This is a genomic window from Streptomyces sp. NPDC048361 (assembly GCF_040651795.1).
Taxonomy (GTDB): domain Bacteria; phylum Actinomycetota; class Actinomycetes; order Streptomycetales; family Streptomycetaceae; genus Streptomyces.
Genome location: NZ_JBEZKW010000015.1, coordinates 78979 through 99420, shown reverse-complemented (window position 1 = coordinate 99420; position 20442 = coordinate 78979). Strand labels below are relative to the sequence as shown.

At 69.3% G+C, this 20442-nt stretch carries 23 protein-coding genes; 12 read left to right on the top strand and 11 right to left on the bottom strand.

The features are described from left to right. Positions 1-208: 208 nt before the first annotated feature. Positions 209-1234, top strand: coding sequence for an ATP-binding cassette domain-containing protein (locus AB0D31_RS11590; RefSeq protein ID WP_362720340.1), 1026 nt, complete (start codon positions 209-211; stop codon positions 1232-1234). Positions 1235-1239: 5 nt separating this feature from the next. Beyond that, a complete protein-coding gene (locus AB0D31_RS11585) occupies positions 1240-2031 on the top strand; it encodes an ABC transporter permease (protein ID WP_362720441.1) in 792 nt (263 codons plus the stop codon). Between the two features lie 116 nt (positions 2032-2147). Here the strand turns inward: AB0D31_RS11585 and AB0D31_RS11580 are convergent, their stop codons facing one another. The 4 genes from AB0D31_RS11580 to AB0D31_RS11565 form a co-directional block, all read right to left on the bottom strand. Continuing rightward, the gene (locus AB0D31_RS11580) at positions 2148-2417 is read right to left on the bottom strand and encodes a hypothetical protein (RefSeq protein WP_362720337.1); all 270 of its coding nucleotides are present in this window, start codon (positions 2415-2417) and stop codon (positions 2148-2150) included. Further along, entirely contained in the window at positions 2387-2860 is a 474-nt protein-coding gene (locus AB0D31_RS11575) for a hypothetical protein (RefSeq protein ID WP_362720335.1), read from the bottom strand. Before AB0D31_RS11575 ends, AB0D31_RS11580 begins: the two co-directional genes overlap by 31 nt. 12 nt (positions 2861-2872) lie before the next feature. Then, a complete protein-coding gene (locus tag AB0D31_RS11570) occupies positions 2873-3379 on the bottom strand; it encodes a hypothetical protein (protein ID WP_362720332.1) in 507 nt (168 codons plus the stop codon). Between the two features lie 79 nt (positions 3380-3458). Next, complete coding sequence (locus AB0D31_RS11565; protein ID WP_362720330.1) at positions 3459-3698, bottom strand: DUF397 domain-containing protein; 240 nt, start codon at positions 3696-3698, stop codon at positions 3459-3461. Between the two features lie 395 nt (positions 3699-4093). On the opposite strand from AB0D31_RS11565, the gene AB0D31_RS11560 reads away from it, so the two are divergent. Genes AB0D31_RS11560 through AB0D31_RS11550 form a run of 3 tightly spaced genes read left to right on the top strand, consistent with a single transcriptional unit; the run spans position 4094 to position 5865 of the window. After that, a complete protein-coding gene (locus AB0D31_RS11560; protein ID WP_362720327.1) occupies positions 4094-4513 on the top strand; it encodes a hypothetical protein in 420 nt (139 codons plus the stop codon). After that, a complete protein-coding gene (locus AB0D31_RS11555) occupies positions 4473-4994 on the top strand; it encodes a DUF6879 family protein (RefSeq protein WP_362720324.1) in 522 nt (173 codons plus the stop codon). The genes AB0D31_RS11560 and AB0D31_RS11555 overlap by 41 nt, the downstream gene beginning before the upstream one ends. Before the next feature lie 7 nt (positions 4995-5001). Beyond that, entirely contained in the window at positions 5002-5865 is an 864-nt protein-coding gene (locus AB0D31_RS11550) for a helix-turn-helix transcriptional regulator (protein ID WP_362720322.1), read from the top strand. Positions 5866-6083: 218 nt separating this feature from the next. Here the strand turns inward: AB0D31_RS11550 and AB0D31_RS11545 are convergent, their stop codons facing one another. Both AB0D31_RS11545 and AB0D31_RS11540 read right to left on the bottom strand, forming a co-directional pair. Continuing rightward, on the bottom strand, positions 6084-6272 hold the full coding sequence (locus AB0D31_RS11545) for a DUF397 domain-containing protein (RefSeq protein WP_362720320.1): 189 nt from the start codon (positions 6270-6272) through the stop codon (positions 6084-6086). Further along, entirely contained in the window at positions 6269-7021 is a 753-nt protein-coding gene (locus AB0D31_RS11540) for a helix-turn-helix transcriptional regulator (protein WP_362720317.1), read from the bottom strand. The genes AB0D31_RS11545 and AB0D31_RS11540 overlap by 4 nt, the downstream gene beginning before the upstream one ends. A gap of 188 nt (positions 7022-7209) precedes the next feature. On the opposite strand from AB0D31_RS11540, the gene AB0D31_RS11535 reads away from it, so the two are divergent. From AB0D31_RS11535 to AB0D31_RS11525, 3 genes are all read left to right on the top strand, one after another. Then, positions 7210-7482 (top strand): hypothetical protein, encoded by a 273-nt coding sequence (locus AB0D31_RS11535; protein WP_362720314.1) that lies wholly within the window; start codon positions 7210-7212, stop codon positions 7480-7482. Continuing rightward, positions 7479-7700, top strand: a complete 222-nt coding sequence (locus tag AB0D31_RS11530) for a hypothetical protein (RefSeq protein WP_362720312.1) — start codon at positions 7479-7481, stop codon at positions 7698-7700. The genes AB0D31_RS11535 and AB0D31_RS11530 overlap by 4 nt, the downstream gene beginning before the upstream one ends. A 160-nt stretch (positions 7701-7860) precedes the next feature. Next, positions 7861-8202: an Lsr2 family protein gene (locus tag AB0D31_RS11525; RefSeq protein WP_362720309.1), complete on the top strand. Its 342-nt coding sequence runs from the start codon at positions 7861-7863 to the stop codon at positions 8200-8202. Positions 8203-8384: 182 nt separating this feature from the next. Here the strand turns inward: AB0D31_RS11525 and greA are convergent, their stop codons facing one another. Both greA and AB0D31_RS11515 read right to left on the bottom strand, forming a co-directional pair. Beyond that, on the bottom strand, positions 8385-8882 hold the full coding sequence (gene greA / locus AB0D31_RS11520; RefSeq protein ID WP_261712464.1) for a transcription elongation factor GreA: 498 nt from the start codon (positions 8880-8882) through the stop codon (positions 8385-8387). A gap of 215 nt (positions 8883-9097) precedes the next feature. Next, a complete protein-coding gene (locus AB0D31_RS11515; RefSeq protein WP_362720307.1) occupies positions 9098-9499 on the bottom strand; it encodes a DUF4307 domain-containing protein in 402 nt (133 codons plus the stop codon). A gap of 127 nt (positions 9500-9626) precedes the next feature. On the opposite strand from AB0D31_RS11515, the gene mca reads away from it, so the two are divergent. After that, positions 9627-10508 (top strand): mycothiol conjugate amidase Mca, encoded by an 882-nt coding sequence (gene mca, locus AB0D31_RS11510; RefSeq protein ID WP_362720304.1) that lies wholly within the window; start codon positions 9627-9629, stop codon positions 10506-10508. Further along, complete coding sequence (locus tag AB0D31_RS11505) at positions 10501-10740, top strand: hypothetical protein (protein ID WP_362720301.1); 240 nt, start codon at positions 10501-10503, stop codon at positions 10738-10740. Before mca ends, AB0D31_RS11505 begins: the two co-directional genes overlap by 8 nt. A gap of 70 nt (positions 10741-10810) precedes the next feature. On the opposite strand, the gene AB0D31_RS11500 is transcribed toward AB0D31_RS11505, so the two are convergent. Further along, positions 10811-14023 (bottom strand): tetratricopeptide repeat protein, encoded by a 3213-nt coding sequence (locus tag AB0D31_RS11500; RefSeq protein WP_362720298.1) that lies wholly within the window; start codon positions 14021-14023, stop codon positions 10811-10813. Positions 14024-14554: 531 nt separating this feature from the next. Here AB0D31_RS11500 and AB0D31_RS11495 point away from each other — a divergent pair. After that, on the top strand, positions 14555-16561 hold the full coding sequence (locus AB0D31_RS11495; RefSeq protein WP_362720295.1) for a thioredoxin domain-containing protein: 2007 nt from the start codon (positions 14555-14557) through the stop codon (positions 16559-16561). Positions 16562-16662: 101 nt separating this feature from the next. On the opposite strand, the gene AB0D31_RS11490 is transcribed toward AB0D31_RS11495, so the two are convergent. Together AB0D31_RS11490 and AB0D31_RS11485 are read right to left on the bottom strand one after the other, a co-directional pair. Next, positions 16663-17346 carry a TetR family transcriptional regulator gene (locus AB0D31_RS11490; RefSeq protein WP_362720292.1) on the bottom strand — a complete coding sequence of 228 codons (684 nt, stop codon included), beginning with the start codon at positions 17344-17346 and terminating at the stop codon, positions 16663-16665. 120 nt (positions 17347-17466) lie between these two features. Beyond that, a complete protein-coding gene (locus tag AB0D31_RS11485) occupies positions 17467-18147 on the bottom strand; it encodes a hemolysin III family protein (RefSeq protein WP_362720289.1) in 681 nt (226 codons plus the stop codon). Between the two features lie 298 nt (positions 18148-18445). Between AB0D31_RS11485 and AB0D31_RS11480 the strand changes: the two genes are divergently transcribed. Continuing rightward, complete coding sequence (locus AB0D31_RS11480; RefSeq protein ID WP_362720286.1) at positions 18446-20269, top strand: phosphoenolpyruvate carboxykinase (GTP); 1824 nt, start codon at positions 18446-18448, stop codon at positions 20267-20269. The last annotated feature ends 173 nt before the right edge of the window (positions 20270-20442 follow it).

Sequence of the window (20442 nt, the reverse complement as noted above, 5' to 3'; positions counted from 1 at the left end):
TGCGGGGTACAGCGTCCTCGGCTGACGAGCGCGCGGCGCTGCGGGGTACAGCGTCCTCGGCTGACGAGGGCACGGCGATGCGGCGAAACCCCTGACAGAACGCGATGTATCGCGTTACGGTGTGGCTCGGCACAGCTCCACCGGGCGCTCCAGGCCCGGGAAATCTAGGATTTCTCCATAGGTCACACCCACCACTGGGGGTACTCACATGCCAGGCGCCATCTACGCCGAAGGCCTGGTGAAGACGTTCGGCGACGTCACGGCTCTGGACGGCGTGGACCTCGACGTCCCCGAAGGCACCGTCCTCGGACTGCTCGGTCCCAACGGCGCCGGCAAGACCACCGCCGTACGCGTCCTGACCACCCTGCTCCAGCCCGACCGCGGCAAGGCGATCGTCGCGGGCCTCGACGTCCTGAAGCAGCCCACCGAAGTGCGCCGCGCCATCGGCCTGTCCGGCCAGTTCGCCGCCGTCGACGAATACCTCACCGGCCGCGAGAACCTGCGCATGGTCGGCCGGCTCTACCAGATGAGCGGCAAGGCCGCGAAGGTACGGGCGGGTGAACTGCTCGACCGGTTCAACCTCGCCGACGCCGCCGACCGCCCCGCCAAGACGTACTCCGGCGGCATGCGCCGCCGCCTCGACCTCGCGGCCGCCCTCGTGGTCTCGCCGCCCGTCATGTTCATGGACGAGCCGACCACCGGCCTCGACCCGCGCAACCGTCAGCAACTGTGGGAAGTCATCCAGGAGTTGGTGGCCGGCGGCACCACGTTGCTGCTCACCACCCAGTATCTGGAGGAGGCCGACCGGCTGGCGCACGACATCTGCGTCGTCGACCACGGCAAGGTCATCGCCCGCGGCAGCTCCGACCAGCTCAAGGCCCGCACCGGCGGCGAGCGCGTCGAGGTCGTCGTCCACCAGGGCGACCAGATGGAACCGGCCCGCGGCGTCCTCGCCGGCTTCGGCAAGGGCGCGGTGAAGGCCGAGGAGCACACCCGCCGCCTCACCGTCCCGGTCACCGGCGGCGCCAAGCTGCTCGCCGAGGTCATCCGCGAACTCGACGCCAGGGGCGTCGAGATCGACGACATCGGCCTGCGCCGCCCCACCCTCGACGACGTCTTCATCTCCCTGACCGGCCACGCGGCCGAGACCGCCCCCGAAGAGACCGGGGACGGGCCGGACCCGGACGGCGACACGGCACGCCGGTCCGACGTACAGAAGGAGCAGACCCCGTGAGCGCCATGAGCGATTCCCTGGTCCTCGCCCAGCGGAATCTGATCCGTATGAAGCGGATCCCCGAAGTGGTCCTGTTCGGTCTGATCCAGCCGATCATGTTCGTCGTCCTGTTCACCTACGTCTTCGGCGGCTCCATCCAGGTCGGCGGCTCGCTCTCGCAGCAGAGCTACCGCGAGTTCCTGATGGCGGGCATCTTCGCGCAGACCGTCACCTTCGCGACGGCGGGCGCGGGCGCCGGCATCGCGGACGACATGCACAAGGGCCTCATCGACCGCTTCCGCTCACTGCCCATGGCGCGCGGGGCGGTGCTCACCGGACGCACCCTGGCCGACCTGGCGCAGACCGCCGTGACCCTGGTGGTGCTCGCCGGCGTCGCCCTGCTGATCGGCTGGCGCATCCACGACGGCCTCCCCAAGGCCCTCGCCGCGTTCGGGCTGCTGCTCCTGCTCGGGTACGCGTTCTCCTGGATCGGCGCCCTCATCGGCCTGTCCGTGCGGACCCCCGAGGCGGCGACCTCCGGCGGACTGATCTGGCTCTTCCCGCTGACCTTCATCTCCAACGCGTTCGTGGACTCCAGCAACCTGCCGGCGTTCTTCCGGCACATCGCGGAGTGGAACCCGTTCAGCACCACGGTCCAGGCGGCCAGGGAGCTCTTCGGCAATCTGCCGCCCGGCTTCCAGACCCCGGACGCCTGGCCCATGCGGCACGCGATCCTCGCGTCGGTGCTGTGGTCGCTGCTGATTCTGGTGGTCTTCAGGGCGCTCGCGGTCCGCAAGTACCGCAGGGCGGCCGGTTGATCCACGCGCCACCCGCTGGCGTGCCGTCAGCGTGGTTGGCGCGCGGCATCAAGGAGCCGTCCAGGGGCGAAGCCAAGGACGCCCGGGACAGAGAACCGCGGCAATGATTCATTCACTCAGGTCTTGTATTCCAGTTCCGTCAACGCGTCCTTGATGACGATCGGAGCGATTCCGGTGAGGTCGAGGCCCTGCAAGTACTTCACCAGCGTCTCGCGTACCGTGCCGAGCTGCCTCATCAGCTCATCCCCACCCAACTGGCGAGGGAGGACGATGCGACGACAGTCCTCCAGAGCGATGGCGCCGCCGAGAAGCTTCTCGGCGAGCCACAACTGCGTGCGCTCCCGGATCGCGAAGGTCAGGTGGATGCTGTGCTCCTCGGGGTCCACGACGTGCGGGTTGTGGACCCAGCCCCGAGGAAGCAAGAGCGACTGGCCCCCTGCTCGCCCGGCGGGGTCAGGAAGGCGTGGATGTAGTTCGAGTAGCCCGTCTCCGTCTGGATCGCGTCAGATGCCCGGGCCAGTTCGGGCACCACGCGCTGAAGATTGCCGAGGCGGATTGTGTAGCCGCGTTCGTAGAGCCGGACCAGCTTCGCTCGGTCCGTCCGACCGTCGGTCATGTACGCGTTCTGGCTCAGGGACGGGTTGGGCGCTTTGACGGCCGCGATTTCGTTGGCCGGGACGCACCCCGTGTAGAGGTAGCCGCGGATGGACTCGGCAGTCACCGTCTCGTCGAGGGACGGCGTGCTGCGATCGAAGACTCGCGGTTCGTCCGGCCAGGAGGCCAGCAGTTCGGTCGCACCTTCCTCGGGGAGTAAGAGGCGCAGCGACATGGCGTCGACTCCTTACGACGGTGGGAGCGGGCAGTCGATCTGAGGATGGAACCGGTTCGGACAGCAGACGATGGAGTACGAGACCAAGCGCTCGGTCGGTAGGTAGTACACCCAGCTCACGTCGACACCACGGGGCAGTACGTCAGTGGCGTACTCCAGCTTGTCGTAGAGGGCGCAGTACGCCTGGAGGCGATCCGAACGGACGAACGGGGGGTTCTCCTCGTACTGCTTGGTCAACCAAGCAAGTGCGATACCCACATCGGACCACGTGCGATCGGTCGAGACCTGGTTCTTCTTCAAGAGCCAGCAGCCGGTCATGGTGGGCGGCACGTTTCCAGTAGCGAACTCCGAGGCAGCTTCCCGGTACCGGTCGAGGACTGCCTGCTGCTTCTTGTCCTCGGCGTCCAGGACCGAGGGCGGACCGTTGGGATGCGGAGGTCGACGGCCTCCCTCCTTGCCGTACACCGCCGATGGTCCGGTCCACGGTCCGTATCCGTGCCAGTGCCCTGACCAGCTCATTTGTGCCCTTCTGGAAGTGCGGGGCCGCCCCGCCGAAGCTGGGCGGCCCCTGTCCAGCCCTGGATGGGGAAGCGCCAGACTAGAGCGCCAGACCCCGCTTCTTGGCCCAGCCGATGACGAAGTCGTCGACCTCGGCCGCAGTGACGCGCAGCTCCTGGCCGACGCCCTCGGGCTTCGAGTCGCGCAGGGCGAAAGACTCCGCGGCGCTGGGGATGGCCGCGACGTCGATGCACGCTTCGTGCTCACCGCTGAGGTTGCCGCCGCAGAAGTTCTCGAATGCGCTGTCGTCGACCTCGGGGAGCGTGTAGAGGTTCTTCACGGATGGTCCTCCTTGCGCATCTGCTGTGCGGAGAGTCGTTCTCCGCGCCGTGCTGCACGTGCACCCACCCCGGCCCGGTCTGTCCTTCATCGGGGACCGCGAGGGCGGCCGACAGGACCAGGAGCGACACCAGGTAAGTCACCTGCTGCTGACGAAAAGTCACGAGACACCCGTCCCGCCCCTCTGCACATGGACATCCAGGAAGCGCCGCGTCATGAGGGCGGTCCAGCGCATGTGTTGTGGCTGCTCGGTTCGGAACGACCGTAGAGCGGTGCGCAACCAACTTCCAAGGGAATTGCGTCAGTTTGCAGCAGGCTAATTGACGACCTCTGACGTCTCCCCGAGCATCGGGCTGTCGCGCAATCTTGCGCAAGGCGGACGACAGGAGAACGACCATGAAGCTACGGTTCCTTGGTAAGAACTCCAAAGTGGGCGACTGCCCTACCCTCTACGCCACCGACCGTGGCACCTACCTCGTTCAGGGGTGGAAGGTCATCCCTGGTGACCCGCGATTGAGGCTCGACATTCCCGAGGGGAAGACGGCCGTGGAGGTTCCCGCCGAGCTGTTCGAGCACCTGGAGAAGGACGGTCTCCCCGCTGGGGAGTTCAAGCGTCTTGAGGACCCACTAATGGCCCTCACGCCGGGTGGTACGTACGTTGTGCAGGGCCGGAAGGTGACCGACCGCGAGACCCTGTCCCAGATGTCGATTCCGGACTACGAGGCCGTGGTCGAGGTTTCCAAGGCCGCGATCACAGACCTCTTGGAGGTACCACGTGGAGCTGCTCTCCAGCGCCGAGCGCAACCGGCTCATTGAGGCTGTCGCGCATGATGCCTTCCATCTGGAGCTGAGGGACGACTACTCGGTGCCACTGGAAGACGGGCCGTACGAGAAGTGGCTCGCGGGAGTGGTCGACAACGCCTTCATGGACTCGTGGCTGTCGATGGTTCGACGGCTCACCCAGGAGGGCAAGGTGGTTCGGCGGGTCCGTGTCGTGACCGAGCCGCACACCCCCTACGTCCGCTGGGAGCATGAGGGAACTCCGCTCAACGAGGAGGCCGGCGAGCAGATCCGATGGATGCCGCGCCACAAGGTGCCCCAGGGCCTCGTCTTTCCCGTCGACGGCAATGACTGGTGGCTCTTCGACGACAAGCTCTTGGCCGTCGGGCACTTCGACGACAACGGCAGGGTCCTCGGTTCCCAAGTGATCGACGATCCGGAGACGGTTGCCGGATGCGTCCGTGTCCGGGACCTGCTCTGGGACTCAGCAATCCAGCACTCCGAGTACACACCCTGACTGAGCAGTGAACAACCAGGCACAGGAGACCCGCGAGGCGTTGGGTGCCCGGCTGCGTGGATTCCGCAAGGACGCGGGGTTCACCAGCGGCCGGGCCTTCGCTGCTGTCACCGGCTGGCAGGAGTCCAAGGTCTCTCGCATCGAGAATGGCAAGCAGAATGCGAGCGAGGACGACATCCGGGTCTGGTGCGAGACCACCGGCCACTCGGCTGAGATCTCAGACCTGATCGCCACAGTCCGAAACATGGACGAGCTGTGGATGGAGTGGCGCCGGCAGCTCCAGGAGGGGACTGAGAACCGCCAGAAGAAGTCCCTGCCGCTCTACCGAAAGACCAAGGTGTTCCGGATCTGGGATCCTTCCACGATCTGGGGCACCATTCAGACTTCCGCCTATGCGGAGAGCATCTTTGAGCAGGTGTCGACTCTCTACGAGTCGCCGGCTGACACGGAAGCCGCCGTGGCCAGGCGCCTCGAACGGCAGTCGTACCTTTACAAGGGCGACCGAATCTTCAACGTGCTCCTTGGTGAGCAGGCCCTCTACTCGAACCACGGCGGGTCGGAGGTCATGAGGGCTCAGCTCGACCGATTGATGGCCGTGTTGACGCTCCCTCGACTCAGCCTGGGCATCGTCCCGCGGTCCGCCCCCCTTGCCCTCTGGGTCGGCCATGCCTTCTCGATGTTTGACGACAAACTCGTCATGGTGGAGACATACTCCGCAGAGATGTCTGTGACGCAGCCGAGGGAAGTCGACGTTTACCGGAAGGCGTTCGAGTTTCATCGGCAGTCCGCCGTTTATGGGCAGGCCGCTCGGGGGCTAATTCTGGCTGCTATCGACCACTTTGCACGCATGGGAAGGAGGAATCGTGACTGACGAACCGAATTGGGGTACAAGCACGGACACGAAGTCTGATCCTGGTGGTCTTCCGCGCGCTCGCGGTCCGCAAGTACCGGCGTGCCGCTGGTTGATGCGTCTACGCGGTTGCTCATGGCGGGCTTTGGCCGCGCCCGGCGTGCCTGGGCCCCCTCTCCGCCAAGCCTGGAGAGGGGGCTCACGCCATGCGCTGCCGCCCAGTTGAGGTGGGCGGAGCGTCAGCCGTCGATCTGCTTGGCGTACCCCAGGAAGGCGGCCCAGGCAGGGTGGGACGGAGTCAGGGTGCCCATGCCGTGGTTCTTCGTGTCACGGACCAGAATGCGAGATTGGTTGTCCGCGACCTCGACGCAGTCGTTGGTGTTGCCCCCGGAGTACGAAGACTTGTGCCAGTTCGGTGCTTCGTTCACTTGAACCTCTCCATCGCCTCGTAGATCAGGGCTGTGGACGCCTCCGCTGTCAGCGCGCTGGCAGCGAGCCGATCATAGACCCTCTGATACGACATCACCTCAGCTAGCTCCTCGGTGTAGTTACCGGTCGAGAACCCCTCGGTGTACGCGCCGCGGATCCCGTTGGCCAGGGTGACGAGCGTGAACGAACCGGCGATGACGTGCGGTGATCCGAGCGGGAGTATCCGGATGCTGGTGGTCGGGACTTCCTGGGCTTCCAGCAGCACCTTGAGCTGCGCCGCCATGATGAGGCGCGAACCGGTGCCGCGGAGGAGCACTGCTTCATCCACGATCGCCGCGAACCACGGCGGATCGTCCTGCTCCAGAATCCGCCGCCGCTCCATGCGTTGCTCGACGTATGTGTCGATCGCCCTGGGATCCGCGTCACCGGTGACCAACAGGGCGCGTGTGTAGTCGCCGGTCTGGAGAAGTGCGGGGATGGTCAACCTGAAGTCGTGGATCAGCCGGGCCTCCTCCTGTCGGCGCAGGAAGGGTTTGGCGTAGTCGCGAACGTTCTCCCGCTCCAGCAGCTTGACCAGATCGACCAACGATCCCGATCGCATGTTGAGCGTTCGCTCGATCTTCTCGGCCAGGCTCCGGTCCGGCGGCACTTCGCCCAGCTCGACTTCGGAGATCCGGGTCTGACTTACGAACACGCGCTGGGCGAGGTGCGCCTGTGTCCAGAGCTTCCTGCCTTCGGACTTGTCCATAGCGGCGCGAGCTTCCCGGACAAGGTGCCCGAGGTACTGCTCAAGGCTGTCGCCCGGCTCCAGTTCACGCGTTCTTGGCATATGCCTTTTACCTCTGTCGGACTCCGGTATTCAGCTACTGGTGAGCGTACCCGTAACCCGTAACTCTTCTATTCAGCAACGGGGTTGAGCCGAGGAAGGACGAATACATGTTCGCCAGCAACAAGCCCATGCCGACAAGAAAAGCCCCCTTCATTCCGCCCGGAGCCGAGATCGTGGACGAGGTCTACCTGGACCTGCGGGCGGCGCTGGAGGACGCCGGGGTCGACGTGGGGGAGCTCACGCTGGAGTTCGCGCAGGCCTGGGACCCCGCCGCCGGACGCCACGTCGACCTCCACACCATCCGGTTCGCCCGGGTCACCATCGCCGGGGCCAGGAAACTGACCGACCTCTGCCGGTCCGCGCGGAGGCGGTCGAGGTGAACTACAGAAAGGGCGAGGTCGTCGTGGACATGGCGCGGAACCTGGCGGGCCAGGTCAAGGACGTCCACGGAAACGTACTGACCCTGGCCCGCTCGGACGGCCGGGGTGTGTGGGAGCAGGAGACCGACCAGTGCAGGCCCGCAAGCTCCGTCGAGGCCGCGTCCCTCACCCCCGGCGGAGCCATCCGCGTCATCTCGTCCTCGCGGCGGCGACCCTGATCCTCACGACCCTGGCCGCCGGCGCCTTCTGCGCCGCGATGGCCGTCCAGTACGCGAGCCGGCACGGATGACCCCGAAACGGCGTTCCGGCCGCCGAGGTGCCGATCGCCCACCTCCCATGGGGGGCGGGCGTGGCTGGAAACGCGCCTAGACTCCCTCCATGGCACAGAAGATCGTCACCATCTACACCGATGACCTCACGGGTGAAGAAACCACCGAGGCGGCCACGCACCAGATCATCATCGACGGCGTGGCTTACGAGATCGACCTCGCTCCGGAGAGCTACGACAAGTTCCTCGAAGCGGTGGCCCCCTTCACCAAGGCCGGCCGTAGGGTCCGCTCCGGCAAGACGAAGGCGGCGCCCGCCCGGTCGAACGGCGCGGGTGGCAACGACACCGCGGCCATCAGGGCCTGGGCCAAGGAGAACGGCCACCACGTGAACGACCGCGGCCGCGTGCCCGCCGAGGTCCGCGAGGCCTACGAGAAGGCCGCGAAGCAGTAACGAAACCCGGCTGGGGGACGGCCTCCACGCCGCAGGGACACGACGCGAAGCCCCCGGCCGCTCGAAGGCGGCCGGGGGCTTCCTGGTGCGTACGGCGCTCTGTGCTTACAGCGCTCTGTGCTTACAGCGCTATGTGCGTACGGCGCTCTGTGCGTACGGCGCGATGCGCGCGCGGCGCGACGTCAGCCGTTGAAGGGCACGGCCGCGAGGATCTTCACCGAGGCCTTGTTGCCGTTGGGCAGCTCGTACTCGGCGTCCTCGCCGACCTTCTTGCCGTTCACGCCGGAGCCGAGCGGCGACTGCGGCGAGTACGTCTCGATCTCCGTCGAGGCGTACTCACGCGAAGCCATCAGGAATTCCAGGGTGTCGTCCGGGTCGCCGTCGAAGGCGATCGTGACGAGCATGCCGGGGGCCACGACGCCGTCCGCGGCGGGGGCCTCGCCGACCTTGGCGTGCTCGAGGAGCTGGGTCAGCTGGCGCACCCGGAGCTCCATCTTGCCCTGCTCCTCCTTGGCCGCGTGGTACCCGCCGTTCTCCCGGAGGTCACCCTCCTCACGGGCCGCCGCGATCTTTACGGCGATCTCCGTGCGCGCGGGACCAGACAGGTACTCCAGCTCGGCCTTGAGCTGGTTGTACGCCTCCTGGGTCAGCCAGGTGACGTTGTCGCTGGTCTGGGTCACAGGTGCTCCTCGTCGGTACTGGATATACAAAGCATCGCCCTACCCAGAAGCATGTGCCTGGTTGGGTGGGCGAAACCACGAGCCTAACAATTCCGGTGCCCCAGGGGGAGGACATAAACCGCTAGAACTTCATCAACGCAGGTCAGAAGCGGTGCGTCGGCACTGTTGACCGGCCGGGCGGGCGACAGGCGGCGTGACGGACGGCGCGAAAGGCCTCAGTCGGACTGGCAGCTGACCAGATCGGCGGCGGTCGCCCGCGAGGTGGTGGTGATCGTGACGACCTTGTCGACCTGCTTGACCGGCTCGTCGAACCGGAAGTCCGCGCGGCCCACGTCGTCCCCGCTGGTCTGCTGGGCCCGCAGGGTGCAGGTGCCCTTGGCGTCCTTGTCCTTGACGACCTCCAGGTGCACCTCGACCGAGGTGTCCGAGACCACCTTGAACTTGATGACCTGCGCGGAGAGGGACTGGCCGCCCACGTAGTCGGCGCCGATCCAGACGATCACGCCGAGCAGCGCGGCGCCGAGCACCGAGCCGATGATCTTCAGCTTGCGGTCCGCGCGCTCGTCCGCCGAGCGCCCGTAGCGCCCCTGGGGAAGCTGCTCGCGCACAGCGGCCATGATCGTCCTCCTGCTGGTGGGGATACCCGGAATTTTCCGTCCCCCGATTCGGTCACTATAGAAGCCGCCCCGTGCGCGGATCACAGAGGGCGCCCCGTTTACTTACTGAGTCACCGAGGATCGAGTCTTGACTGAGCAGCTGCGACTGATGGCCGTGCACGCCCACCCCGACGACGAGTCGAGCAAGGGCGCGGCCACCATGGCGAAGTATGTGTCCGAGGGGGTGGACGTGCTGGTCGTGACCTGCACGGGAGGCGAGCGCGGCTCCATCCTCAACCCCAAGCTCCAGGGCGACGCCTACATCGAGGAGCACATCCACGAGGTCCGCAAGCGGGAGATGGACGAGGCCCGCGAGATCCTCGGCGTCAGCCAGGAGTGGCTCGGTTTCGTCGACTCGGGCCTGCCCGAGGGCGACCCGCTGCCGCCGCTGCCCGAGGGCTGCTTCGCCCTGGAGGACGTCGACGTCGCGGCCGGCCGCCTGGTCCGCTCCATCCGTCACTTCCGTCCGCAGGTCATCACGACGTACGACGAGAACGGTGGCTACCCGCACCCCGACCACATCATGACCCACAAGATCACGATGGTGGCGTTCGACGGGGCGACCGACACCGAGAAGTACCCCGAGGCCGAGTTCGGCCCGGTTTACCAGCCGCAGAAGCTCTACTACAACCAGGGCTTCAACAAGCCGCGTACGGTCGCCCTGCACGAGGCGCTCCTGGCCCGCGGCATGGACTCGCCCTACGGTGACTGGCTGGAGCGGTGGAAGGAGTTCGGCCGCGCCGAACGCACCCTGACCACGCATGTTCCCTGCGCCGAGTTCTTCGAGATCCGGGACAAGGCGCTGATCGCGCACGCCACGCAGATCGACCCCGACGGCGGCTGGTTCCGCGTTCCGCTCGACCTCCAGAAGGACGTCTGGCCGACCGAGGAGTACGAGCTGGCGAAGTCGCTCGTGGACACTTCCCTCCCCGAGGACGACCTCTTCGCGGGCGTACGCGACAATGCCTGATATGAGCGCAAGCCTCGCAATGACGCACCTGGTCCCGCTGGCCGCCGAACTCGACGATGACAAGGTGACGCCCGGCGTCCTCGGGTTCATCGTCTTCGCGGCACTCGCCCTCGGCGTGTGGATGCTGATGAAGTCGATGAACCGCCACATGGGGAAGGTCGACTTCGAGGAGACCCCGGACCCGGCAGCCGAGAAGCCGGCCCCGGCCAAGGGCGCCGCGAACAAGGCCTGACCCCCCGGCCCGCCGCGCCCGCGCCCGTCGAGGACGCGGGGCGGGCGGCTTACGGCCGTGGGCCGGGGCGTCAGCGGCCCGTCGACGCCACCGGCACCCCCATGACCTCGCGGGCGTGCCGGTCCGGGACCATGCCCAGCTGCCAGGCCTGCCAGCCCGCCTCAAGGGAGACACCGCGCTCCAGCATGAGCGCGAAGGCCTCCGCGCAGTCCTCCAGCTTGCCGTCGCGGGCGTCGTGTACGGCGCGCAGCAGCTGGGCGACCTCCTCCTGCGCGACCGCGGTCCCGACGTCCACCCCGCCGGCGCCCGCGTACGGCAGCAGCGTGCAGCGCAGGAAGCGCGACCAGTCGCCGCCGCGCCGGTCGTCGTACGAGGCGAACAGCGCGGTCGCCTCGTCGCACAGGGTGAGCGCCGGGCCGGGACGGTTGTTCCCGGCGTCGATCAGCGCCAGCTCAAGACAGGTCCAGGCCTCGCCGTGCGCCACCCCGATGCGGTGGAAGTCGGCGCGCGCGTCGACCAGGAGCTGCCGGGCGAAGCCGGAGTTGCGCAGATTGCCGGTCTGCGCGGCCCGCTGATCGCGGGTGACCCGGCCCGAGTGGTGGCGGGCGCAGGCGAGCCCGTACACGTCCCGCATGCGCGAGAACATGGTGCGGGCCCGCTCCAGCTCACGCACCGCCTGGTCGCGGTCGCCCCGCTCCTCCAGGGCCTGGCCCAGGTAGTACAGCGTCCACGCCTCGCCCCGCGCGTCCTCCTGCTCGCGGTGGCGCGACAGTGCCTGACGCAATCCGTCGACCGCGGCCGTCGCGTCGCGCTCGACGAGCCGGGCCCGCGCCAGCTGCGTCAGCGCCCACGCCTCGCCGCGCCCGTCCCGTGTACGCCCGTACAGATCGAGCGCGGTACGCAACTCGCTTTCCGCGCGCGGCACTTCACCGGTGCGCAGAAAGAGCTGGCCGAGCTGGAAGTGGGTCCACGCCTCGCCATGCAGCGACTCGTTCTCGCGGTGCAGGGCGAGCGCGGTGTCCAGCAGGGCCTGCGCGGTGGCGAGGTTGGAGCGGTCTCGCTCGACGGCCGCGAGGGCGTGCAGCGACCAGGCGCGGTCGCCGGACAGCTCCTCGCCGGCCTGGAGGTCGATCGCCTCACGCAGCCGGGCCGCGGCCTCCGCCAGGTTGCCCTGGTGGTGCAGGGTGATGCCGAGTGAGCACAGCGCGAGCGCCTGACCCGCGTCGTGCTGCGCCTCGCGGTACAGGTTGACCACCGAGGACAGCGTCGTACGCGCCGTGTCGAGCTCGCCGAGCTGGCGGGCCGCGATGCCGGTGCGCCACTGCACGGACCGTACGAGCAGGCCCTGGTCGACGGCGTGCGTCAACTCGCTGATCTCGCCCAGGCGGTAGAGGTCGCCGCGCAGCAGGCAGTAATCGCACAGCGCGCCGAGCAGGCTGAGGACGGCCTCCTGGTCGACGCCCTCGGCCTGCCGCAGGGCCGCCGTGATGAAGCTCGACTCGTCGTCCAGCCAGCGCAGCGCCGCGTCGAGGGAGGGGAAGCCGTGGCCGCCGAACTGTCCGGCCCGGGTCGACATCTTGCCGTCGACCATGCGGCCCACCGCGTCCGCGAGCTCTGCGTAGTTACGGATCAGGCGTTCCTGCGCGGCGACCCGCTCGGTCTGCTCCTCCTCGTCGGCGAGGCGGGCGTCGGCGAAGGCCCGTACGACGTCGTGCAGCCGGTAGCGGCTGCCGCGTACGTGGTCGATGAGCCCGGCGCCGGCGAGCGCCGTGAGCTGGCGCTGTGCCTCCTGCTCGTCCGCGCCGAGCAGCGCGGCAGCGGCGGCCGCGCCCAGCGAGGCCCGCCCGGCGAGCGCGAGGCGGCGCAGCAGACGCCGGGCCGGCTCGGACTGGTCGGTGTAGCGCAGCCACAGGGCCCGCTCGTTGGGCGCCACCGGACCGTACGCCCCGAGATCCGCGGCGAGTGCCCGCGCGGAGCGCGGCCCCAGCGAAGAGCCGGCGATGCGCAGCGCCAGCGGAAGCCCGCCGCACAACTGCCGGACCAGTTCCGCCGATTCACCGTCGTAGGGCCCTGTGTCCTTCTCCTCGGCGGCCTCCCGCAGCAGCTCCTCGGCGCCCGCCGCGTCCAGTGGCTCGACCGGCAGCTGGTGGACCCACGCCGGGAAGTCGGCGGGCAGATCGAGCGGCTGGGTCGAGGTGACGAGGACCAGGCCCTCGGAGCGCTGCGGCACCAGGGCGGCCACCTGCTCGGCGTCATCGGTGTCGTCGAGGACGACGGTGACCGCGAGGCCCGTCAGATGCTGGTGGTAGAGCTCGGCGAGACGGCGTACCTGCTGCTCGGGCGAGGACCGCTCACGGAACAGGAGCTGCTCGCGGGGCGCGCCGAGCCGGTTGAGCAGGTGGAGCAGCGCGTCCCGGGTGGGCAGGGGCTGCTCACCCGCGAGGGCGCCGCCGCGCATGTCGACCAGGCAGGCGCCGCGGAACTGGTCGCGCAGACCGTGCGCCGCCCGCAGCGCGAGGGTGCTGCGGCCCGACCCCGGCGCGCCGTGCAGGACCACGACCACCGGACGGGTCTCGGTCGAGGCGCGCGCGGCCTGCACCCACTGCCCGATCCGCGCCAGTTCGGCCCGCCGACCCGCGAACGGGCCCTGCGCGTCGGGCAGATGACCGAACGACTGCTCAAGGACCGACCTGCGCCGGGCCGCCGCGCTCTTGTCGGTGCCGCGCAACTGCGTCGGCACCTTCTTCTTCTGCTGCGGCTTGGGGGTCACCGCCCGCTGCTGGTCGAGGAAGGGCCGGATGCCGCGCACCTCAAGGGCGGTCAGCCACTCAAGGCGCAGCTGTTCCGGGCCGCCCGGCTGGCCGAGCGCGCCGGCCCTGCGGTGCGCGGCCGGTACGTGCGAGAGGGTCACCTTGGCGACCGTCGCCGCGGCCCCGGCCACCATCACGGCCGCGCCCGCGCCCACCGCGCCACCCGCGCCGAGCCCGAGCGCGATATCGACCACAATGGCGCCGAGTGCCCCAACTCCCGTGGCCACCAGACCCGTTGCGCCGCCGTCCCGCCGAAACCGCTCCCCGAACGAGAGCTGCCCGATCGCCGCCTCGTCCAGCGCCTGCGTATAAGCCGCGTACTCCTCCGCCGCGCTCCGCGCCAACGCGTCCAGCGCGCCCCGGCCGCGCGAGAGCAGCGCGCTGCCGTCGGACCGCCCGCCGGAGCGCCGCACCTCTTCCTCCACGGCCCGCACCAACAGCCTCTCGGCCTCGGCCCGATGGCTGTCCCGCATATACGTCCCCCTCAAGAGAGCCCCGTCGTCCGCGTGCCCGTCCAGTGTCGTGGGTGACGTGGCTCGGCGCGAGGGAGTCGGGGGATCATCTCCCTTGTGGGGAGCGAGGTTCTCGCGGCACAGGTGCACACCGAGGGCGCCGACCGTGCGCGCCCGCGCGCCGGGGCGCGAAGATCCGCAGGCCACGCCCGGCCCACCCGGCCCCAGAAAGAGCCCCTTATGAGACCCCGGTTCCCGCTCGCCGCGCCCCTTGCCGTTCTGTGCGCTCTCTCGCTCTCTCGCTCTCCGGGTGCGGCGAGCTGATGGGTGGACTGCCCGCCTACGACAAACCGGTCTCCGAGAGACAGCTCGTCGGCACGTGTCGAGGTGGTTGTCAGCTGATCTGCGTGTGCATCCAGGCGGGCGCCACCATCTCGGCGGTCATGGTGTGCCTCCTTCGAAGAGCCGTGGCGGTCCGGCGCTGCCGAGCCCAGCGTACTGGCGCTGTGACGCTCAGACGTCCGGAGCGGGCGTTGTGAGAGGCTGGGCCGCATGAACCGGTTGGCTGGTGTGACCTCGCCGTATCTGCTTCAGCACGCTGACAATCCGGTCGACTGGTGGCCCTGGACGCCGGAGGCGTTCGAGGAGGCGCGGCGGCGGGGCGTGCCCGTGCTGCTGTCGGTCGGCTACTCCGCGTGCCACTGGTGCCATGTCATGGCGCACGAGTCCTTCGAGGACGACGCCACGGCCGCCTACCTCAACGAGCACTTCGTCAGCGTCAAGGTGGACCGCGAGGAGCGGCCCGATGTCGACGCCGTCTACATGGAGGCCGTGCAGGCCGCCACCGGTCAGGGCGGCTGGCCCATGACGGTGTTCCTCACGGCCGATGCCGAGCCGTTCTACTTCGGTACCTACTTCCCGCCCGAGCCACGCCACGGGATGCCGTCGTTCCGGCAGGTCCTCGAGGGCGTGCGGGCGGCCTGGACGGACCGGCGGGACGAGGTCGGAGAGGTCGCGGGCAGGATCGTCCGTGATCTCTCGGCCCGTGAACTGGCCGGCGGCGGCTCCGGGTTGCCCGGCGAGGCCGAACTCTCGCAGGCCCTGCTGGGCCTGACCCGCGACTACGACGAGCAGCACAGCGGCTTCGGTGGCGCGCCCAAGTTCCCGCCGTCGATGTCCCTGGAGTTCCTGCTGCGCCACTACGCGCGCACCGGCGCGGAAGGCGCGCTCCAGATGGCCGCCGACACCTGCGAGGCGATGGCCCGCGGCGGCATCTACGACCAGCTCGGCGGCGGCTTCGCCCGCTACTCGGTCGACCGCGCGTGGGTCGTGCCGCACTTCGAGAAGATGCTGTACGACAACGCCCTGCTGTGCCGGGTCTACACCCACCTGTGGCGCGTCACCGGCTCCGAACTCGCGCGCCGCGTCGCCCTGGAGACCGCCGACTTCATGGTGCGCGAGCTGCGCACCAACGAGGGCGGGTACGCCTCCGCGCTCGACGCCGACAGCGACGACGGCAGCGGACGGCACGTCGAGGGGGCGTACTACGTGTGGACGCCCGCGCAGCTCGCCGAGGTGCTGGGCGAGCGGGACGGCGAGGCTGCGGCGCGGCACTTCGGGGTGACGGCGGAGGGTACGTTCGAGGAGGGCGCCTCGGTGCTTCAACTCCCCTCGGACGGCGGCCCGTTGGACAGTTCCGTACGGGGTCGGTTGCTGGCGGCGCGCGAGCTGCGGGAACGGCCGGGCCGGGACGACAAGGTGGTCGCGGCGTGGAACGGCCTGGCCGTCGCGGCGCTCGCCGAAGCCGGCGCGCTCTTCGACCGGCCGGATCTGATCGAGCGGGCGACGGAGGCGGCGGATCTGCTCGTACGGGTCCACATGGACGCCCACGCGCGGCTCACCCGCACCTCGCGGGACGGCCGCGCCGGTGCGAACGCGGGGGTGTTGGAGGACTACGCCGACGTCGCGGAGGGCTTCCTCGCGCTGGCGTCGGTGACGGGCGAGGGGGTGTGGCTGGAGTTCGCGGGGTTCCTGCTCGACATCGTGCTCGACCAGTTCGTCGGCGAGGAGGGCGCGCTGTACGACACCGCGCACGATGCGGAGCAGCTCATCCGGCGCCCCCAGGACCCCACGGACAGCGCGACGCCCTCCGGGTGGACGGCGGCGGCCTCCGCCCTGCTGAGCTATGCGGCGCACACCGGGTCCTCGGCGCACCGGGAGGCGGCGGAGGGGGCGCTCGGGGTGGTCCGGGCGCTCGGGCCGCGGGCGCCGCGGTTCATCGGGTGGGGGCTCGCGGCGGCCGAGGCGGTGCTCGACGGGCCCCGGGAGGTGGCGGTGGTGGGCGCGCCCACCGATCCCCTGACGGGGGCGCTGCACCGTACGGCGTTGCTCTCGGCTGCGCCGGGCGCGGTGGTGGCGGTGGGGGTGCCGGAGGGAGAGTTCCCGTTGCTCGCGGGGCGGGGGCTGGTGGGCGGGGCTTCGGCGGCGTATGTGTGCCGCCACTTCACGTGCGAGTCCCCGGTGACCACCCCGGACGCCCTGGCAGCCGCCCTGACCTGACCCCCTGGGGCTCCGCCGCAGACCAGACCCCGGTTCGCGCCTTGAGGGCGCTCGTCCTCAAACTCCCCCCAGGGCCGGGGAAAGCCCGGCCGGGGATGGGCCTACGGCTGGGTCAGGGGGAGGCCTGACTCCAGGGCGTCCAGGGTGCGGTCGATCAGGGTCAGGATGTCGTCCCGGTGGTCACGTTCCGCCCAGTACACCGTCGTCTCGTGGAGCGCCCCGAGCACCGCCATCGCGAACACCCGCACCTCCAGATCGACCTCCCTCCCGCTCCGCTCCGCGAGCACCTCGCAGAGCTGCCGGCTCGTCGAGGCCATCGACTCCATCATCCGGGCCCGCAGCGCAGGCACCTCCACCATCAGCCGGGTCCGCTGCACCGTCTCCTCGCGGTCGTCGAGCAGCGAGAGCCGGATCGCCTCGGTCACCACGTACCGCAGCGAGCGCAGCGGAGGCTCCCCGGCCGGCCGGGACCGCATCTCCCGCAGCAGGATCGGATCGAACTCGTCGGTGAGGACGATGTCCTCCTTGGTCGGGAAGTAGCGGAACACCGTGGAGGGCGAGACCTCCGCCGCCTCCGCGATCTGCTCGACCGTCGTGGCCTCGTACCCCTGCTCCGCGATCAACCGATACGTGGCCCGGCGGATCGCGATGCGCGTCTTGATCTTCTTGCGTTCGCGCAGGCTCAGCTGCGGCCGAAGGTTCTCGGCGAGCGCGCCGGCTGGGCCGTCCGGGCCGGCGGGACCGTCCGGATCGGCGGCGGGGCTGGTACGGGAGGTGGCGGCCATGGTCGTCATTGTCCGGTATCCGGCATCGGGCGGGGTTGAGCGGCGACCGCCCGCGGGCACGGCAAAGGCCCCGGCGCAGTACGCGCCGGGGCCTTGAGGCGACGGAGGCCGGGGCGGGGGCTACCCGTGCTGGTAGGCCACCAGCGAGATCCCCACGTAGTGCACGACGAACGCCGCCAGCGTCAGGGAGTGGAAGACCTCGTGGAAGCCGAAGAAGCGCGGTGACGGGTTCGGGCGTTTGAGGCCGTAGATGACGCCGCCCGCGCTGTAGAGCAGCCCGCCCACGACGACCAGGACCAGCACCGCGATGCCGCCGGTACGCATGAAGTCGGGCAGGAAGAAGACCGCGGCCCAGCCCATCGCCAGGTAGCACGGGGTGTAGAGCCAGCGCGGGGCGCCGATCCAGAAGACGCGGAAGACGATGCCGGCCGCGGCGGCGGCCCAGATCGCCCAGAGCAGGACCCGGCCGGTGGAGCCGGGCAGCAGGCGCAGGGTGAGCGGGGTGTAGGTGCCCGCGATGATGAGGAAGATGTTGGCGTGGTCAAGGCGGCGCAGGATCGCCTCGCCGCGCGGGCCCCAGGTGCCCCGGTGGTAGAGGCCGCTGACCCCGAAGAGCAGACAGGCCGTCAGGGCGAAGATCCCGCAGGCGATCCGTGCCTTCGCGGAACCCGCGAACGCCGTCAGCACCAGACCCGAGATCAGTGCGGCCGGGAACATCCCGGCGTGGAGCCAGCCACGCATCTTCGGTTTCACCATCTGCGTCACCGGGTCGATCGCGTGTGCCATCACCTGATCAGTCATGGTCCGCATGCTACCTACGCCTCCGTAAGTTACGCATAGGTACGGCCCGTGACTCAGGGTCGGGCGGCCGCCGGGTAAGTGAACGGCAAATGGCAGTTAAGAAGGCGGTAAGTGGTGATGCTCACGTGAGAGGCCCCCTGGACATATGGGCGAACGACGCGGAAGATCAGATGAGTGCGGTCGGCACCGGATGAGCGCCAAGAGGATCCACGGGGTCAAGCATCCGGGTCGCAGCCCCCACGGGGCGGCAATGAAGTAGTACGTCAAACCCTCCCGAAGACCTCATCTAGGAGCGATCGTGGCGCGCGATATCGCGGCTCCCCTCTCTGTCCCCACCAAGCACCAGGAACTGATCTCGTGGGTCAACGAGATCGCGGAACTGACCCAGCCCGACAGTGTGGTCTGGTGCGACGGATCCGAGGCCGAGTACGAGCGCCTGTGCGGAGAGCTCGTCGCCAAGGGCACGTTCAAGAAGCTGGACGAGACCAAGCGCCCCAACTCGTACTACGCCGCCTCCGACCCGCGCGACGTCGCCCGGGTCGAGGACCGTACCTTCATCTGCTCCGAGAAGGAGGAGGACGCGGGCCCGACCAACCACTGGAAGGCCCCCGCCGAGATGAAGGAAATCTTCACCGGCGAGAACGGCGTCTTCCGCGGGTCGATGCGCGGGCGCACGATGTACGTCGTCCCGTTCTGCATGGGCCCGGTCGGCTCGCCGCTCTCCGCGATCGGCGTCGAGATCACCGACTCCGCGTACGTCGCCGTGTCGATGCGCACCATGACCCGCATGGGACAGCGGGTCCTGGACGAGCTCGGCACCGACGGGTTCTTCGTGAAGGCCGTCCACACCCTGGGCGCCCCGCTCGCCGACGGCGAGGCCGACGTGCCGTGGCCCTGCAACACCACCAAGTACATCTCGCACTTCCCCGAGTCGCGCGAGATCTGGTCCTACGGCTCGGGCTACGGCGGCAACGCCCTGCTCGGCAAGAAGTGCTACGCGCTGCGCATCGCCTCCGTCATGGCGCGCGACGAGGGCTGGCTCGCCGAGCACATGCTCGTGCTCAAGCTGACCCCGCCGAACGGCGAGGCCAAGTACGTCACCGCAGCCTTCCCGAGCGCCTGCGGCAAGACCAACCTCGCCATGCTGGAGCCGACGATCCCCGGCTGGAAGGTCGAGACGATCGGCGACGACATCGCCTGGATGCGCTTCGGCGAGGACGGCCAGCTGTACGCGATCAACCCCGAGGCCGGCTTCTTCGGCGTCGCGCCCGGCACCGGCGAGCACACCAACGCCAACGCCATGAAGACCCTGTGGGGCAACTCCGTCTTCACCAACGTTGCGCTCACCGACGACGGCGACGTGTGGTGGGAGGGCATGACCGAGACGACGCCCGCGCACCTCACGGACTGGAAGGGCAACGACTGGACGCCCGCGTCCGACACCCCGGCCGCCCACCCCAACGCCCGCTTCACCACGCCGGCCGGGCAGTGCCCGACCATCGCGCCGGAGTGGGAGGACCCCAAGGGCGTGCCGATCTCGGCCATCCTCTTCGGTGGCCGCCGCGCCTCCGCGGTGCCGCTGGTGACGGAGTCCTTCGACTGGAACCACGGCGTCTTCCTCGGCGCGAACGTCGCGTCCGAGAAGACCGCCGCCGCCGAGGGCAAGGTCGGCGAGCTGCGCCGCGACCCGTTCGCGATGCTGCCGTTCTGCGGCTACAACATGGGCGACTACATGGCCCACTGGGTCAAGGTCGGCGCCACTGCCGACGCGGCCAAGCTGCCGAAGATCTACTACGTGAACTGGTTCCGCAAGAACGACGCGGGCAAGTTCGTGTGGCCCGGCTTCGGCGAGAACAGCCGCGTCCTGAAGTGGATCGTGGAGCGCCTCGAAGGCAAGGCCGAGGGCGTCGAGACCCCGATCGGCATCCTGCCGACCAAGGAGTCCCTCGACACCGACGGGCTCGACCTGCCGGAGGACGACCTCGACTTCCTGCTCAAGGTCGACACCGAGATCTGGCGCGAGGAGGCGGCCCTGGTCCCCGAGCACCTCAACACCTTCGGCGACCACGCGCCCAAGGAGCTGTGGGACGAGTACCGCGCCCTGGTCGCCCGCCTCGGCTGAACCCCGCCTCCTCGAAACCCCCTCGGGCCCCGGCCGCCTGTTCTGGCACGGCCGGGCCCGCGGTGAACGCGGCGGGTCGGTTCGACATCCGCCCTGACCTGTGGGGTCACTCGTGACCCGCCGCGCATCGGCCGGCCCCCGGAGCCCCCTCACGGCTCCGGGGGCCGGCCCCT

Bases quoted from the DNA above. Each gene is read 5' to 3' on its own strand.
- AB0D31_RS11590 (WP_362720340.1), top strand. From the start codon at position 209: ATGCCAGGCGCCATCTACGCCGAAGGCCTGGTGAAGACGTTCGGCGAC.
- AB0D31_RS11585 (WP_362720441.1), top strand. From the start codon at position 1,240: ATGAGCGATTCCCTGGTCCTCGCCCAGCGGAATCTGATCCGTATGAAG.
- AB0D31_RS11575 (WP_362720335.1), bottom strand. From the start codon at position 2,860: ATGTCGCTGCGCCTCTTACTCCCCGAGGAAGGTGCGACCGAACTGCTG.
- AB0D31_RS11570 (WP_362720332.1), bottom strand. From the start codon at position 3,379: ATGAGCTGGTCAGGGCACTGGCACGGATACGGACCGTGGACCGGACCA.
- AB0D31_RS11560 (WP_362720327.1), top strand. From the start codon at position 4,094: ATGAAGCTACGGTTCCTTGGTAAGAACTCCAAAGTGGGCGACTGCCCT.
- AB0D31_RS11540 (WP_362720317.1), bottom strand. From the start codon at position 7,021: ATGGACAAGTCCGAAGGCAGGAAGCTCTGGACACAGGCGCACCTCGCC.
- AB0D31_RS11535 (WP_362720314.1), top strand. From the start codon at position 7,210: ATGTTCGCCAGCAACAAGCCCATGCCGACAAGAAAAGCCCCCTTCATT.
- AB0D31_RS11525 (WP_362720309.1), top strand. From the start codon at position 7,861: ATGGCACAGAAGATCGTCACCATCTACACCGATGACCTCACGGGTGAA.
- AB0D31_RS11515 (WP_362720307.1), bottom strand. From the start codon at position 9,499: ATGGCCGCTGTGCGCGAGCAGCTTCCCCAGGGGCGCTACGGGCGCTCG.
- AB0D31_RS11505 (WP_362720301.1), top strand. From the start codon at position 10,501: ATGCCTGATATGAGCGCAAGCCTCGCAATGACGCACCTGGTCCCGCTG.
- AB0D31_RS11500 (WP_362720298.1), bottom strand. From the start codon at position 14,023: ATGCGGGACAGCCATCGGGCCGAGGCCGAGAGGCTGTTGGTGCGGGCC.
- AB0D31_RS11495 (WP_362720295.1), top strand. From the start codon at position 14,555: ATGAACCGGTTGGCTGGTGTGACCTCGCCGTATCTGCTTCAGCACGCT.
- AB0D31_RS11490 (WP_362720292.1), bottom strand. From the start codon at position 17,346: ATGGCCGCCACCTCCCGTACCAGCCCCGCCGCCGATCCGGACGGTCCC.
- AB0D31_RS11485 (WP_362720289.1), bottom strand. From the start codon at position 18,147: ATGACTGATCAGGTGATGGCACACGCGATCGACCCGGTGACGCAGATG.